Origin of the sequence: Algoriphagus marincola DSM 16067, from assembly GCF_000429405.1 — a bacterium.
Lineage (GTDB): Bacteria > Bacteroidota > Bacteroidia > Cytophagales > Cyclobacteriaceae > Algoriphagus > Algoriphagus marincola.
In genome coordinates this window covers 357,228-371,894 of sequence record NZ_KE386897.1, presented here as the reverse complement: position 1 = coordinate 371,894, position 14,667 = coordinate 357,228, and the positions used below count along the sequence as shown (strand labels likewise).

General features: G+C 41.9%; 13 protein-coding genes. 9 read left to right on the top strand and 4 right to left on the bottom strand.

Translation table 11 applies throughout. The features are described from left to right. Positions 1–147: 147 nt before the first annotated feature. Complete coding sequence (locus G457_RS0116710; protein WP_026947478.1) at positions 148–807, bottom strand: hypothetical protein; 660 nt, start codon at positions 805–807, stop codon at positions 148–150. A 237-nt stretch (positions 808–1,044) separates the two neighbouring features. Here G457_RS0116710 and G457_RS21770 point away from each other — a divergent pair, with 237 nt between their 5' ends. The 6 genes from G457_RS21770 to G457_RS0116665 all read left to right on the top strand — a co-directional run bounded on the left by G457_RS21770 (position 1,045) and on the right by G457_RS0116665 (position 8,450). Next, a complete protein-coding gene (locus G457_RS21770) occupies positions 1,045–4,125 on the top strand; it encodes a VPS10 domain-containing protein (RefSeq protein ID WP_051260871.1) in 3,081 nt (1,026 codons plus the stop codon). A gap of 135 nt (positions 4,126–4,260) precedes the next feature. Further along, positions 4,261–5,517 carry a cation:proton antiporter gene (locus tag G457_RS0116695; RefSeq protein ID WP_026947477.1) on the top strand — a complete coding sequence of 419 codons (1,257 nt, stop codon included), beginning with the start codon at positions 4,261–4,263 and terminating at the stop codon, positions 5,515–5,517. 193 nt (positions 5,518–5,710) lie between these two features. Next, positions 5,711–6,325 (top strand): hypothetical protein, encoded by a 615-nt coding sequence (locus G457_RS0116685; protein ID WP_026947476.1) that lies wholly within the window; start codon positions 5,711–5,713, stop codon positions 6,323–6,325. Between the two features lies 1 nt (position 6,326). Next, complete coding sequence (locus G457_RS0116680; protein WP_026947475.1) at positions 6,327–6,620, top strand: winged helix-turn-helix domain-containing protein; 294 nt, start codon at positions 6,327–6,329, stop codon at positions 6,618–6,620. Between the two features lie 61 nt (positions 6,621–6,681). Further along, on the top strand, positions 6,682–7,008 hold the full coding sequence (locus G457_RS22360; protein WP_051260870.1) for a hypothetical protein: 327 nt from the start codon (positions 6,682–6,684) through the stop codon (positions 7,006–7,008). 194 nt (positions 7,009–7,202) lie between these two features. Continuing rightward, positions 7,203–8,450 carry a DUF4153 domain-containing protein gene (locus tag G457_RS0116665; protein ID WP_026947473.1) on the top strand — a complete coding sequence of 416 codons (1,248 nt, stop codon included), beginning with the start codon at positions 7,203–7,205 and terminating at the stop codon, positions 8,448–8,450. 92 nt (positions 8,451–8,542) lie between these two features. On the opposite strand, the gene G457_RS0116660 is transcribed toward G457_RS0116665, so the two are convergent. After that, positions 8,543–9,208: an FAD-binding oxidoreductase gene (locus G457_RS0116660; RefSeq protein ID WP_026947472.1), complete on the bottom strand. Its 666-nt coding sequence runs from the start codon at positions 9,206–9,208 to the stop codon at positions 8,543–8,545. Positions 9,209–9,374: 166 nt separating this feature from the next. Between G457_RS0116660 and G457_RS0116655 the strand changes: the two genes are divergently transcribed. Next, positions 9,375–10,274, top strand: coding sequence for a sugar phosphate isomerase/epimerase family protein (locus G457_RS0116655; protein ID WP_026947471.1), 900 nt, complete (start codon positions 9,375–9,377; stop codon positions 10,272–10,274). Positions 10,275–10,340: 66 nt separating this feature from the next. Here the strand turns inward: G457_RS0116655 and G457_RS0116650 are convergent, their stop codons facing one another. After that, a complete protein-coding gene (locus tag G457_RS0116650) occupies positions 10,341–11,837 on the bottom strand; it encodes a hypothetical protein (RefSeq protein ID WP_026947470.1) in 1,497 nt (498 codons plus the stop codon). Positions 11,838–12,134: 297 nt separating this feature from the next. On the opposite strand from G457_RS0116650, the gene G457_RS22845 reads away from it, so the two are divergent. Further along, positions 12,135–12,320, top strand: a complete 186-nt coding sequence (locus G457_RS22845) for a hypothetical protein (protein WP_134202762.1) — start codon at positions 12,135–12,137, stop codon at positions 12,318–12,320. Positions 12,321–12,427: 107 nt separating this feature from the next. Beyond that, the gene (locus G457_RS0116640) at positions 12,428–13,201 is read left to right on the top strand and encodes a glycerophosphodiester phosphodiesterase (RefSeq protein WP_035484143.1); all 774 of its coding nucleotides are present in this window, start codon (positions 12,428–12,430) and stop codon (positions 13,199–13,201) included. Between the two features lie 76 nt (positions 13,202–13,277). Here the strand turns inward: G457_RS0116640 and fahA are convergent, their stop codons facing one another. Then, the gene (fahA, locus tag G457_RS0116635) at positions 13,278–14,537 is read right to left on the bottom strand and encodes a fumarylacetoacetase (RefSeq protein WP_026947468.1); all 1,260 of its coding nucleotides are present in this window, start codon (positions 14,535–14,537) and stop codon (positions 13,278–13,280) included. Positions 14,538–14,667 lie beyond the last annotated feature (130 nt).

The following is a 14,667-nucleotide window of genomic DNA, read 5'->3' as shown; positions in this document are numbered from 1 at the left end:
AAAAACGCTGCCTCAAAAAAGGCAGCGTTTTTTATTGGAAGGTCAAGCACTAAATAAGCTTCTTGTTATAATCACTAGAGTTTCCAACCACAAATTTTAAATGTAGTAATTTCTATTTGGGAGAATATCAATCCTTAATGCCCTTTATCATTCAACCTCTTCCGCTCCCGGAGGAAGCTTTTGGACAATTCTGAATTGCCCTTTGGTCACTTTTACTTCCTTGCCATCTTTCGTTTTGAATGTACCGGCAAACTGACCTTCCACCGTACCAATAAACTGGCTAAAAGTCCCATTCATAAAGTTGTAAGTCGTCTGCTTTCCGTCAAATGTGATGATTTTGACGGTGGCAGAAGATTCTGGAATTCGCTCCTCCTCCAAAAAGCCATAATCATGTGCAGAATAAGCGTAATACTTGGTTCCCACTTTCTTCACAAATCCCATCATAAAAAGATTGTTTCCAAAAGTACCATTACCAGGACCCAAATCATGCCCGGCCTCATACGTTCCGGTACCCAAAGGTATCCAGTTGAAGCCAGCAAAATTAAAATCATTACTTGGTCCCCACATATTGACAGAGATCGATTTGTCCGTATTCAGCGTGTTGAGAATTTCCGCATAATTACTCACTTCCACCCCGTCGATTTCCATTACATAGCGACTTTCATCTCCCGAAAGTGTAAAGGGAAAATTCAAGTCATTCGTCAACTGCTGATTATCATCTGGCTCCATATCTTCCCCCTCCGTACAGGAGATCATTACAAACCCAAATGCAAGAATCCAAATCCAGTTAAAAAGCCTTTTTTTCATTTTTTGTCATAGTTAAATCCTTGTCAAAATTGATTGAAAAGCAGTTTATTGCCTATACGGCATTTGCCCTAAATTCAGATTTTAAATACAGTCCTTACCTTTTAGGAGAAAAATTATTAGAATTAGCTTTGGCTTAGATTTGAGCCTTGGACATATTTAGAAGCCACCATTCCTCAAAAAGAATTTGTACTCTGACACAGGCTGCTTAATTTCCAGCTTAAGTAGAAATATTCTCATATGAAAAATAAATACCTCTTACTCCTGCTTTGTCTAGGCTTTTCGATGACAAGTCAAAGCCAAGAACTAACAAGCGAACTACTTAACGGGCTAAAACTCCGAAATATCGGACCTGCGACGATGAGTGGGCGAATAGTAGATCTTGCCGTACTCGAATCTGATCCTTACACCTTCTATGCTGCCACTGCGACAGGAGGCGTTTGGAAGACGACAAACAATGGGGTCACTTTTGAACCTGTATTTGAAAATGAAGGAACTCACTCAGTGGGTGCCATCGCTCTTCATCAAAAATATCCCAATATCGTATGGGTCGGCACCGGAGAGCGAGCCAATCGCCAAAGCTCTTCCTGGGGAGATGGTGTCTACAAGTCACATGATGGCGGTAAGACTTGGGAAAATGTAGGATTAAAAGACTCGCATCATATCGGTCGAATCGTACTTCATCCCACGGATACCTTGGTCGCATACGTCGCTGCTATCGGGCATCTTTGGGGACCCAATGAGGAACGAGGTCTTTACCAAACCAAGGATGGAGGCAAAACCTGGGAGCGAATCATTTATGTGAATGAAGATACCGGTGTCACAGACGTGGCCATGGACCCTTCAGACCCAAACATCCTCTATGCAGCCACCTATCAAAGAAGAAGAAGACCTTATGGATTTCATGGTGGAGGACCTGGAAGTGGACTTCACAAGTCTACCGATGGAGGCAAAACCTGGAAAGAACTGAAAAACGGACTACCTGAAGGGGATTATGGCCGAATTGGGATCTCCATCTATCGAAGCAATCCTGAAGTAGTCTACATTTCCTTGGAGCAAGGCTTTCAATACAACGCCTCCACAGCCTACAATGAGCGTCGGGCAGGATTATACCGGAGCAAAGACAAAGGAGAAAGCTGGGAACTTATGAGTGATTGGAATCCAAGACCAATGTACGCTTCCCAGCCATTGGTGGATCCCAGCGATGAGTCTCGCATTTACATGATGAATCAGTATAGCTATTCTACCGATAGCGGTCGAACATTCATCGCTCCTCGCCAAACCCTCCATGGAGACGATCGGATTCTTTGGGTTAATCCCGAGGATTCCAGACATGTCATCAAAGGAGATGATGGAGGTATCGGAATATCGTATGATCGAGGTATCAAATGGCTATTTATTAGCAATTTACCAGTCAGTCAGTACTATCGAATAGCCGTTGACAATGCCAAACCTTACAATGTGTATGGAGGCCTTCAGGACAATGGAAGCTGGGTAGGCCCAAGCGAAACTTACCGAGCTGACGGAATTATCAATGAGGACTGGAGACGACTGGGAGGCGGAGATGGTTTCTTAAACCTAGTCGATCGAAATGACCCGAATGTAGTCTATACCGAATCACAATACTTGGGACTTTCCCGACTCGATATGAAGACGGGACAACGTCAGGATATCCGTCCAGGCGACCCTCAAGGAAAAATCAGTGCCCGCAGAAATTGGGATGCCTGGGGTCCTGGGATCCCGGAACCGGAACTTGGCAATGCCATGGCGCCTGCCAACTGGGACGGTCCGTTTTTCCTCTCACATCATGATCCCAATACGATCTATGCCGGCACCAATGTCCTTTGGAAAAGTACCGACAATGGAGCGACCTGGACTTCACTGGGAGATTTGACAACCAAAGTAAATCGTAGAGAACTCCTCATTATGGGACAAAGACCTGATGAAAACACAGCTTCATTGGATGATGGAATCCCCTACTACCCCACCCTAACCGCTGTGGCTGAAGATTTATTCAAACCCGGTGTGCTGTATGCAGGAACAGATGACGGATTGCTTCAAGTCTCTTGGGATGATGGACAGACTTGGAATGATGTAACTTCCCAACTTGCGGGATTACCCAAAGAAACTTGGATCAATACCATCGAAACATCCAGCCACCAAGCAGGAAGGGCCTACGTCGCCATCAATAACTACCGGAATGATGACTTCAATAATTACATCTACCAAACCGATGATTATGGCAAAACCTGGAAATCCATCGAAGGAAATCTACCAGAAAACCGAGTAGCCAGAACCCTTCGAGAAGATCCTAAAAACCCTAATCTACTCTATTTGGGAACAGAGCTTGGCCTATTCATTAGTATCGATCTGGGAAAGAATTGGGTGGAACTCAAAAGCAATATGCCTTTTCTCCCATTCAATGACTTAGTGATTCATCCACGAGATAATGATTTGGTTTTGGGTACACATGGACGGGGAGTTTGGATTCTTGACCATGTAAATGCACTTCAGGAAATGACTCCTGAGGTCCTAAGGCAGGATGCCGTACTCTTCTCCATTGCTGAGGCGGAAATCATCAATTACACTCGCGATGGAGCGCATACAGGAGATATGTACTACCGAGGCGAAAATCCTGATTTCGGAGCAGCTATTGATTTCTATCTTCGAGAATCAGTTTCCTCTGATGCGATCAAACTGACGATTTTTGATGCGAATGGAAAAATGGTGGATGAAGTCAAAGCACCAACTAAAGCAGGATTGCATCGGGTGATGTGGAACCTCCGATACCAAACAGAGGCATCAGGCACGGGACGAGGTAGAATCTCAGGCCCTTTTGTCAACCCAGGACTTTACACTGCCAAACTGGAAGTCAATGGAAAATCACAGGAGCAAAAATTTCAAGTCAGCGATGATCCGAGATTGAATATTCCGATAGATATCCGAAAGGAATGGACCGCCTCCCAAATGGAGGTTTTGGCTCTTTATGCTGAGGTAGCTGAGGATCAAACAGCCATCAATAAACTGGATGACCAACTCGAAAAATTGGAAAAGGACGGAATTTCTTATGATAAAAGTACTGCTGCACCCCTAAAGGAAATCAGCAGAAAATACGGAGAATTGAGTCGGAGAATCCGATCGCTGTACTCTGAAATTGGTGACTATATCGGACCTTGGACAGCAGATCAAAAGTCCCAGTTTGACTACTACCAATTGATGAAGAATAAACTACGAGAAGAACAAGAGGATGTAATCCAAAATACCGTTCCAAGAATCAACCGCGGACTTAAGAAGGAAAACAGGTTAACAGTTTCTCAATAGGTCCCAAAATTGAGAGTTTTCACAAAGCACTGACATTTGACAGGTCAGTGCTTTTTTTGTTTGCATCTTTCTCACCGAAATATAAAGTCCATTCAAGAATTGCTTGTATTTTGGAATTCTTAAATCTAGATCGACATGAACATTTTCAATATCATCACGATTTTGACCATTCTTTCAGCTGGTTTTGCCTTTATCAATACCAAATTCTTGAAGCTTCCCTTCACGATAGGCTTGATGATCATCGCCATCGTTTTCACCATTGCGGTGTATATACTGGGATCTTTTAATCCCTTCATCTTAGAGGAAGCCAATTTACTGATCAACTCCATCGATTTTGAAACTGTCTTGCTAGATGTGATGCTGAGTTTTTTACTTTTTGCGGGAGCCCTTCACACCAAACTAGATGCCCTCAAAAGACAAAAAGGCCCCATTGCGTTATTCGCCACCATCGGTGTAGTCATCTCCACTTTTTTGATAGGGACGCTGATGTACTATTTATTTCTGGCATTCAGCTATCCCATTGATTACATCTACTGCTTGTTATTTGGGGCCTTGATTTCCCCTACTGACCCGATTGCGGTTTTAGGGATTTTGAAGGAAGCTAATGCACCAAAAAAACTAGAAACCAAGATCGTCGGCGAGTCACTTTTCAATGATGGAGTGGGTGTTGTTGTCTTTATTGTGATTTTCAAAATCGCCCAACAAGGCTTGGACTCGATGTCATTTGGAGATGTCGGACTGCTGTTCGTTGAGGAAGTTATCGGAGGGATAGCTCTTGGGTTGATTGCCGGTTGGTTGGCTTTCAGACTGATGAAAGCCATCGATAATTTTGAGACCGAAGTGATGATCACCCTCGCTTTAGTGATGGGAATATCGGCTTTAGCGCATTATTTGCATGTTTCAGGGCCTCTCGCAGTGGTCGTGGCGGGAATCTTCATTGGCAACAAGTCCCCTGAAATCGCTTGGTCGCCCAATACTCAAAACTATGTAGATAAATTCTGGGAGCTAATCGACGTTTTACTCAATGCACTACTATTTGTATTGATCGGCTTAGAATTGTTAATCGTTTCGCTGGATAGCACCTATGTGATTTTTGGAGTATTTGGAATCGTGATTTCGCTTCTGTCAAGATTTGTTGCCCTTTCTGGACCAGTTTCCCTATTTCAAAAGAAGTTGGACTTTATCCCAAAAACGAATCTGATTATGACATGGGGAGGAATCCGGGGTGGCATTTCCATAGCCTTGGCGCTTTCACTCGAGCCGCAGATGGGACGAGAATTATTTTTGACCATTACTTACCTCATTGTGATTTTCTCCATCATCGTTCAAGGATTATCCATCGGGCCCTTGGTCAAAAAAGTCATTTCCAAATCTGGAGTAAACAATGCTTAACAGAGATTTTTATAGAATACAATCAATTGATAATTTGCAATTTGATTACTTAAAAATAAAGTAATCAAGAAGCTTTTCCCAAAAACAGAGCAAACTATGCGGGGAGAAGTCCAGCTTCGATTTCAAAAAAATCATGTAGCCAAATATTTTTTTGTAAAATTTCATTTACTTTGCATTACAAAGTACTTTTAAAATGAAAAAACCTGAACAAGAATTAGCCGAAATCAAGTCCATGATGGAGCGAAGTACGCGTTTCCTTTCTTTGAGTGGACTATCGGGTGTATTAGCTGGAATTTATGCATTGATTGGTGGCGGGTTCGCCTGGTATTGGCTTTACTTTCCACAGAGCCAATGGGGGGATTCAAGCCAATTATTGAGCAGTTCTTCCTTGTTGCCCCGATTATTACTCTTGGCGATTTCGGTCCTTTTATTGGCTATTGGTTCTGCTTTGCTTCTCAGCAAGCGAAAAAGCAAACAAAAAGCCCAGGTGTTTTGGAACAGTGCTAGCAAGCGTTTTATGCAAGCGCTGTTTATACCCGTCTTGGTTGGTGGGCTTTTCACCTTTGCGCTGATTCATGAATCAGCTTTCCAATTGATTCCTGCCAACCTATTGATTTTTTATGGTTTGGGACTCTTCGCTGCCTCTAATTTTACCTTAGGGGAAATACAGAAACTAGGCTTTTTTCAGTTGATTTTGGGAATAATGTCAGCTTTCTTTCCTGATTATGGCTTGTGGTTTTGGATTTCCGGCTTCGGAATCTTACACGTGATATACGGCGCTTTGATGTATCAAAAATACGATCGCTAAGGTGAAGGGGAATTACGATAAAGCATTTGAAAATGTCGTCAGACTGCGTGTCATGTCCATCCTGATGGTCAATGAGCAATATGACTTCAATTCCTTCAAAGAGATCCTGGAGGTGACGGATGGAAACCTCGCTTCTCACCTACGATACTTGGAAAACCAAGACTATGTAGCAGTAGAAAAGACCTTTGTGGGCAGAAAGCCGCAAACCAATTATTCGGCTACAGCATCAGGAAAAAAAGCCTTTCAGGATCATTTGGATTTTCTGGAGCAATTGATCAAAGAAAACAAAAACTAAAAAAATTTATCCATTCACTTTGAAATACAAAGTACTTTCATTTAAAATAAAATCTAAAATCATGAACACAAATCAAGCCCCCTTTCTTCCTCGCAACCTAAAAGACTTATTACTCCCAGCTGTACTAGGTGCAAGCCTTCCTTTGGCCTGGTTGGCTTTCATTATCCTTATGAAAGAAGATCTATTCGAATCTTGGATGTATTATCCTCTAGTCATCATCCCTTTGGGTGGGGCTGGTGGTGGCTTTTTCTTGTATTTGATGGGATTTCATTGGTTTCCCGAAGGAAATAAAAAATTAATAGCGGTGATATTCAGTATCATTTTCTATTTCTTTTCACTTTGGATAAGTGCCGTAACTGCCTTTGCCATTCCAGGACATTGGAATTGAAAATCATGCATATAGATATCCGAAATCTGACCACTACCCTAATTCGTTTTGCTCGCCACGCTGGAAGCCGGAAGAATGAAGATCGAAGCAACAACCATCTAAACTTCAAGACGAATTTTAAGCCGTATCAATTTCATACTGCCAGAAAAGCAGAAACTCAGAATCATTAAATTTAATCTAAAGCAGCACCTAATATGAAAAAAGAAATCCTATCCCATCTCGACCAGGCAGAAGAGTTGGAAAAACTTTATAGAAAGAATAAATCTGAATTCAAAAAAGCATTCTTGGACATCTATCCAAGTATTCAAAACCAATCTCCGGTTTCGGATTTTTGGAAAGCACGGCTCCAAACTCCATCGGATAGCATTCAATGGGGAGAAAAATCAGAATGGATATTTTTAATTGTAGCATCTTTAGCAGCTGGAATTTATGCTAAGCTCCCAGCTATTTTCCCCATCAATGAGGATTTCTTTTATCCCAAAAATCTTGGACTGATGGTTTTCCCTTTTGTTTCAGTCTATTTTGCTTGGAAAAATAAGCTTTCACAGAAAAGCAACATCATTCTTACCCTATCTTTTCTCGCTTCGCTGCTTTATATCAACCTTCTACCTGATAATGAAAGTAGTGACACGCTGGTTCTGGCCTGTATTCATTTACCTATTCTTCTGTGGGGACTATTGGGATTTGCATTTGGAGGAGAAAATTGGAAAAGTTCTGAAAGCCGATTGGGCTTCCTTCGATTCAATGGTGATGCCATTATCATGGGTGGATTATTGGTCCTTTCGGGAGGAATCCTTTCGGCAATTACGATTGGACTCTTTAGCCTGATTGGTTTGAGAATTGAGGAATTTTATATGGAATACATTGCCGTTTTCGGATTGGCTGCTATCCCTTTAATTGCCACCCACCTGACCCAAACCAATCCCCAATTGGTCAATAAAGTCCCACCGATTATTGCCCGAATCTTCAGTCCACTTGTATTGGTAATGCTCTTGGTTTATCTGGGAGCAATCGTATATGCAGGCAAAGACCCTTACAATGACCGGGAGTTTCTATTGCTCTTTAATTTGCTTTTGATTGGCGTGATGGCATTGATTTTTTTCTCGATTGCAGAGAATAGCCAAGGAAAAAATCAAGCTTCCCAAAACTGGCTTTTGCTGCTTTTAGCCTTAGCTACTTTGCTTGTAAATGCTGTTGCCTTGTCAGCCATCATATTCCGGATCAACGAATGGGGATTCACCCCTAACCGCACGGCGATTTTGGGAATTAATATACTTATGATGGTACATTTGATTTGGGTAGGAAAAGACCTCTTTTTGACTGTTAGATCCAGGAAAAGCATTAATCAGTTCGGCCAAACTATCTCCTATTTCTTGCCGGCTTATCTGGTGTGGGCTGGATTGGTAACTTTCCTCTTCCCAAATGTATTTGGTAACGGGTAAAAAGTCTACCCATAAAAAAATTTGGCGAATTCGATCCCTCATTATTATTTGGGGGATTACTGAATTCGCTCAATTTTAATATTGATCAAAAATCACTTCTCAAATACAATCGCCTCCGGATTGGCTCCCAGCTCTTCCAGCGCTTTGCTGACTGCTTTGATCATAGGTTCGGGTCCACAGACATAGAATTCCTGCTTGAAATCAGAAACATGTTTCTGTAAAAATTCTTTGTCAATTCGACCATGGGCATGACCTTCTTTTTCTTCTTGATCCAAGATGGAAATGAAATTTTCCCCAAGGGTATTTTCAAACCAATCTTCCAGAATCACATCCTTGGAAGTTTTATTTGCGAAAAGCAAACTATTTCCGTCTACTTTTCCCTGAGCTTTCAAACTTTTGAAAATCGCTATAAAAGGCGTGACCCCGGCTCCACCGGCAATGAAAATACCTTTCCCTTGGTACTGAATTGCTCCCCATGATTCATCGACCAAAAGTTCATCGCCCACTTTGAGACTGTCAATCTCCTTGGTCACTCCATCGTGATCGTGGTAGGATTTGATGACGAATTCTAGATGATCGTCCTCAGGAAGACAGGTAAAAGTGAATGGTCTCTTTTCTTCTGTCCAGCCTTCCTTATTGATTGCTACCTCGCAAGCCTGACCTGGCTCAAAAGAATAGCCGTTTGGCTTTTCTACTTTAAACTGCTTCACATCATGCGTAAGCTTCTGAATATCTACTATTTTGGCTTTATCTGGCATAAAAATTTAAAGGTTAGTTCTATTATAGAAAAGGATTTGAGTACAAATTGTTCCATCGAATCTAACAATCAGGGATATACTCTACTCATTTCCTTCCTTCCATTTATCCAAAAAAGGGATCATTTTCATGTATATGAATTAACTTAGGGTCAAATTAAAAATCACTATGAAGACACTCCTATCAAACCTTGGAATTGCTGGTCTTTTGGCTTTAAGCCTAGGATGCAGCCCCCAATCCAATGAACAAACCGAATCAAACGAAGAGACAAGTATGGAATCAACAAACTTCGGAGGCTTGGCCCTTTACACCCTTCGAGATGCAATGGGCACTGATCCGAAAGGCACACTCCAGAAAGTAGCAGATGCAGGCTATGCCTACGTAGAGGCTGCAGGCTATGCAGATGGAAAGTTTTATGGAATGGAACCGGCTGAGTTCAAAAGCTATCTTGAATCTATCGGCTTGGATGCCAGAAGTACGCACATGGGTGGCGTGACTCTGGAAAATGCCGATGAGCAAATTGCAGCCACTAAAGCAGCTGGATTTGAATACTTTGTGATTCCAGTTCCTCCAATGGGTATGTTTACTTTTGGTCCTGATGGAATGGGAATGAAAGGAACACCAGAAGAATTGGTGAGTATTCTGACGCAAATCGGTGAGAAATGCTTTGCTGCTGGACTCAAGCTTCTATATCACAACCATGACTTTGAGTTTAAGCCCATGGAAGATGGCACGATCCTAACAGATTATATTCTAGAAAACACAGACCCTGCTCACGTCAACTATCAGATGGACCTTTTTTGGGTAACTAAGTCAGGTGCTGACCCATTGGCTTACTTTGAGAAGTATCCGGGTAGATTCAAAGCTTGGCATGTAAAGGATATGAGTGAAGCGGGAGAATTCGCACCTGTTGGCACCGGCACAATTGATTTCGCTCGAATTTTGGCGGAAAAGGACCAATCGGGAATGGAATATTACCTAGTTGAGCAAGACAATACTTTTGATCTTGATCCACTTGAAGCCATTAGAATCAGTCATGATGGATTGAAAAAGTTTGGATTTAACTAATCGAAAAAACTACGAGAAAAGGCCACCTTGTTTGATTTCAAGGTGGCCTTTTTCATTAATATTCAATCATTTCAATAGCAGCGTCAAATTTCTATGGGTAGAATTATGGCCGATGTATCCATAGCCATTGGTGGTCCTGGCCCAGGCTGTAAGCACAAAGCTGTAGGCACATGTTTGAGGTGGACGCCAATTACCACTAGATGGTATCAATAGATTCGTATGACCTGCCCAATTACCTTTCGAGAGACCATAACTTTCACTGAAAATTCCAGTGGCTTGATTTTCACCGTAGGTGGCTCTGAATTGAATTGCACGAAGGTTTCCTTGTGGATCGTGTGCTGTAATTCTAAAATTCAATCCATCGGGTGCAGGTCCAATTGTTTCGATCGCACAGGCAGACACCTCACTCCTTCCGTGTTTGATACTTTCTATGTTTACTCCCGGTAGATGATTATCGATGTAAATATTGACCGTATCCGTCGCAGCAACCGTTCTTCCTTTGTAAAATATCACAGTGATTTTGTGAATTCCTGGAAGCAAAGCTATGGTAGGAAATTGGATCAATAAGTCATCGATGGAGTAATCTATTGCAGGATTTGCCAATTGATAATAGCCCAAAGCTGAAGCGGAAAAGGTCTGGAGCACATAAGAAGATCCATTCCACCGATAATTGGACCAATTGCTAAGTAACTTCTGAGCAGAGCCGGTAGGTGGGTCAATGAGAACCCGGTATTTTCTTGCTCCCTGCGCCCAAAGCTGCTGTAGTTTGGTACGATTGCCAATCACATTCAATGTCCCTCCAAAGGCAGCATTTTGAACGTGAGTGTAATAGCCTGCATCTGTAGTCGCCCTCCCTGTAGATTGATTGATATTCGATTTTGGAATCAAGCCAATGCCTCCAATCACAGGGCCAGCTAATTTTTCAGGGATTCCAGGTTTTCTGGACAAAATAATCTGTCTCAGCTTTTTGAAATCCTTGAAAAAATTCCCTGGGAAATCTGTCGTAAAACCAGGTCTAGTGGATTTGACCCGAAAACCGAAATAGGAATAAGGCGGACTCAAGGGCCATGAAAGGGCGATATTGATTTCTTTTAGATCAATTTTAAACTTCCAAATACGATGGGATGCTGAGGATGCCTCGCTTGAGCCAAATTCTTGAACCACTTCCGAACTACTAGGGTCATTCAAAATACCTGTCCACCTCGCTGGCCCGAGGTAATACTGCCGCGCAAGTTTATTCGGCTGGCCTGGGTAAAGGGCATAGTTGATGTCATAATTAGCAGTGATGGCCCGGTCTCTATTTCTGTCAAAAGAAAGCCAGAAATAATCACCGGTACCAGAATCATTACCTGTGTCCTGAACTACATCAATTGCCATGTAGAGAAATTGTGCATCGTTCTTTGCCAAAACTTCTCCTCGGGAGAATTTCAGCTTTCCTGCACCATCCCAAGCACCACCGGAGAGCGGACTATTGATGTCGATCGGAGTGACAGCCCAGGTACTTTTTAGTGGAAGCGCAAAAAGGATGGGCGATGTGATGGTTAAATTTTTGATTTTTGCCATGATAATATGGGGGTTAAAATAAGGGAAAGAAAAGGTGTCCAAGTGGACATGTTCGAATCAATATCCCGAAGCTCTACCTGAAGGTGGTGAGTGGGAACCGTAAACAATCTAGCCAGGAAGGCTATTTATTAGTTTGAAAATCAGTGTATTAAAAGGTAATTATTTTTAAAGCAAAAAGAAAGAATTCGAAAGTTTTTAACTTTACTATCTATAAAAAACGACATATCAAATTGATTTTATACAAAGAAAAGTCCTCCTAAAAGTATCTTCAAACAAGAAAACTGGCTAAGGATTTTTTTGAAATTGATTTACTCCCAAGCGCTTTTGTTAATTTCAACTGTAAACCGTCGATTCAAGAAATCCATGCAAGGCAATACCACTTTGATCATCGTAGTCGTAGTTTTGGCCCTCCACTTCTTGGTTGGTATTGGATGGCTACTCTACAAAATGGCAGGACCAAAAAAACCTGATAATGATTCTTGATTCCAAGGCTGATCCTGAATGAAGTTTCTATGAACTTTTTTAAAAAATTGCCATAATTCCTAGAAAGGGAATAATTTCCGCTTTCGAAATCCAAAATCAATCCTAAAATGCAAGCATTTCTAATCTCACTGGCTCTCTGTTTTCTAAGTCTCAGCCTCAGTGCACAGAGCTCTTTTATCCAAAATAAAGTCATAGCCCACCGCGGTGCTTGGAAAAAGAATGAGCTTCCGCAAAATTCAATCGCCTCCCTAAGAGAAGCCATTCGGCTGGGTTGCGAAGGATCTGAATTTGATGTATGGATGACAGCGGATGAAGTGTTGGTAATCAATCATGATGCAGACTTTCAGGGATTGGACATAGAGCATGAAACCTATGAGACCTTACTGAGCAAAAAACTCCCAAACGGAGAAAAAATACCCACTCTTGAAGAATACCTTGGAGAAGGAATGAAGCAAAAGAAGACGAAACTGATTTTGGAATTTAAGCCCTCAGAAATTAGCACTGAAAGAAGTGAGCGAGTGGGAGAATTGGCCGTGCTTACGGTTCAGAAACTTCAGGCGCAAGATTGGGTAGAGTATATCACCTTTAGCTATGAAGGTGGCTTGAAAGCCATCGCTACCGACCCTAGCGCAAAGGTGGCCTACTTGACCGGAGACAAATCGCCTGCAGAACTCAAGGAAGCAGGGTTTTATGGCTTTGATTACAACTTTAGAATTCTTCAACTGAAGCCAAACTGGATTGAGGAAGCCCGCCAACTGGGACTTACCACCAATTCTTGGACCGTTAATGACCCGGAGGTGATGCAATTTCTGCTTGATAAAAAAATAGACTTTATCACCACAGATGAGCCAGAGACACTTTTGAAAATGGTGGGAAAATAAATTTTGACTCGAAATAAAAATCCCGAGAAAGGTTCAGAGCACATCTCAGGATTTTATTTATTTCTTTTTGAAGTTATTATTTGGCTGGAAGGAGCTTAGATCGAACTTCTCCAAAGCCAACTCGCACACCATCTTTTTCAGCATAGCCCTTGAGGATCACCGTATCTCCATCTTCAATGAATTTTCGCTCTTCGCCAGTATCCAGTTTGACCGGTTTGCTTCCTTTCCAGCTGAGCTCCAGCATAGAACCAAAAGAATCCTCTGTAGGTCCAGAAATTGTACCCGATGCCATCATATCTCCCACATTGATATTGCAGCCATTGACGGTATGATGCGCCAACTGCTGTGCAATATTCCAGTACATGTATTTGAAATTGGATCGGCAGACTCGACTGGCTTGTTTTACTCCATCAGGCTGAATGTATGCTTCCAGATTGATATCAAAGCTATGCGGCGTTTCACATTTCAAGTAAGGCAAAACCTCCGGATCTTGGGTTGGGCCGTCTACTCGGAATTGATCCAAAGCTTCCATGGTAACTACCCATGGTGAAATGGAGGAGGCGAAGCTTTTCCCCAAGAATGGACCCAATGGAACGTATTCCCAAGCCTGAATATCCCTTGCAGACCAGTCATTAAACAAGACAAATCCGAAAATATAGTCTTCCGCTTCTTCTGTAGATATTGAGTCCCCAAGCTTGGTAGATTTTCCCGTGATGAATGCTAATTCCAACTCAAAATCCATTCTTCTGCTCGGACCAAAAGAAGGGCTCTCCATATCTGGATCCTTGAATTGGCCTTTTGGGCGATGAATATTTACACCTGAAGGAATGATGGATGAAGCTCTTCCATGATAGCCTACGGGTAGATGCTTCCAATTTGGCAACAGTGCATTTTCTGGATCACGAAACATCTTTCCTACATTGGTAGCATGCTCCATGGAGCTATAGAAATCCGTGTAATCTCCGATTTTGACAGGCAAAAGCATTTCGGCTTCTTTTCGGTTGACCATTACTTTTCCACGGATGGAATGGTCACGAAGCTTTTCATTATCAGCCAGAAGCAATTCTTGTACGCGCTCTCTGATTTTTTTGGTTTGAGTTTTACCCAAGGCAATCAAATCATTAAGTGCTTCGCTTAAAAAGATACCTTCTGGGAGAAAAAGATCCGAAAAGAATCCTTCCTGATCCAAAATGCTCAAGTCAACAATCTTATCACCAATTGCAATTCCAACCCTAGGACTTAGCCTTTTATTCTTGAAAATGCCAAATGGCAGATTATAGATGGTAAAATCGGAATTTTTGGGAATCTCCACCCACGTTTTTAGCTCGTTCATCATTTATTGGCTACTGATCAAAAATTTGTGAGGGCAAATTTAAGCCTTCTCAATGAATACAAAAGATAATTACCATTTCATTGAAAAGAGTTTAAAGAAACTAAATCCCTAACTCTTACTTTCTTTAATTAAC

Excerpts from the sequence above, each read along its gene's own strand:
- G457_RS21770 (WP_051260871.1), top strand. The coding sequence starts at position 1,045 with ATGAAAAATAAATACCTCTTACTCCTGCTTTGTCTAGGCTTTTCGATG.
- G457_RS0116685 (WP_026947476.1), top strand. The coding sequence starts at position 5,711 with ATGAAAAAACCTGAACAAGAATTAGCCGAAATCAAGTCCATGATGGAG.
- G457_RS0116640 (WP_035484143.1), top strand. The coding sequence starts at position 12,428 with ATGCAAGCATTTCTAATCTCACTGGCTCTCTGTTTTCTAAGTCTCAGC.
- G457_RS0116710 (WP_026947478.1), bottom strand. The coding sequence starts at position 807 with ATGAAAAAAAGGCTTTTTAACTGGATTTGGATTCTTGCATTTGGGTTT.
- G457_RS0116655 (WP_026947471.1), top strand. The coding sequence starts at position 9,375 with ATGAAGACACTCCTATCAAACCTTGGAATTGCTGGTCTTTTGGCTTTA.
- G457_RS0116650 (WP_026947470.1), bottom strand. The coding sequence starts at position 11,837 with ATGGCAAAAATCAAAAATTTAACCATCACATCGCCCATCCTTTTTGCG.
- G457_RS0116695 (WP_026947477.1), top strand. The coding sequence starts at position 4,261 with ATGAACATTTTCAATATCATCACGATTTTGACCATTCTTTCAGCTGGT.
- G457_RS22360 (WP_051260870.1), top strand. The coding sequence starts at position 6,682 with ATGAACACAAATCAAGCCCCCTTTCTTCCTCGCAACCTAAAAGACTTA.
- G457_RS0116665 (WP_026947473.1), top strand. The coding sequence starts at position 7,203 with ATGAAAAAAGAAATCCTATCCCATCTCGACCAGGCAGAAGAGTTGGAA.
- G457_RS0116660 (WP_026947472.1), bottom strand. The coding sequence starts at position 9,208 with ATGCCAGATAAAGCCAAAATAGTAGATATTCAGAAGCTTACGCATGAT.
- fahA (WP_026947468.1), bottom strand. The coding sequence starts at position 14,537 with ATGATGAACGAGCTAAAAACGTGGGTGGAGATTCCCAAAAATTCCGAT.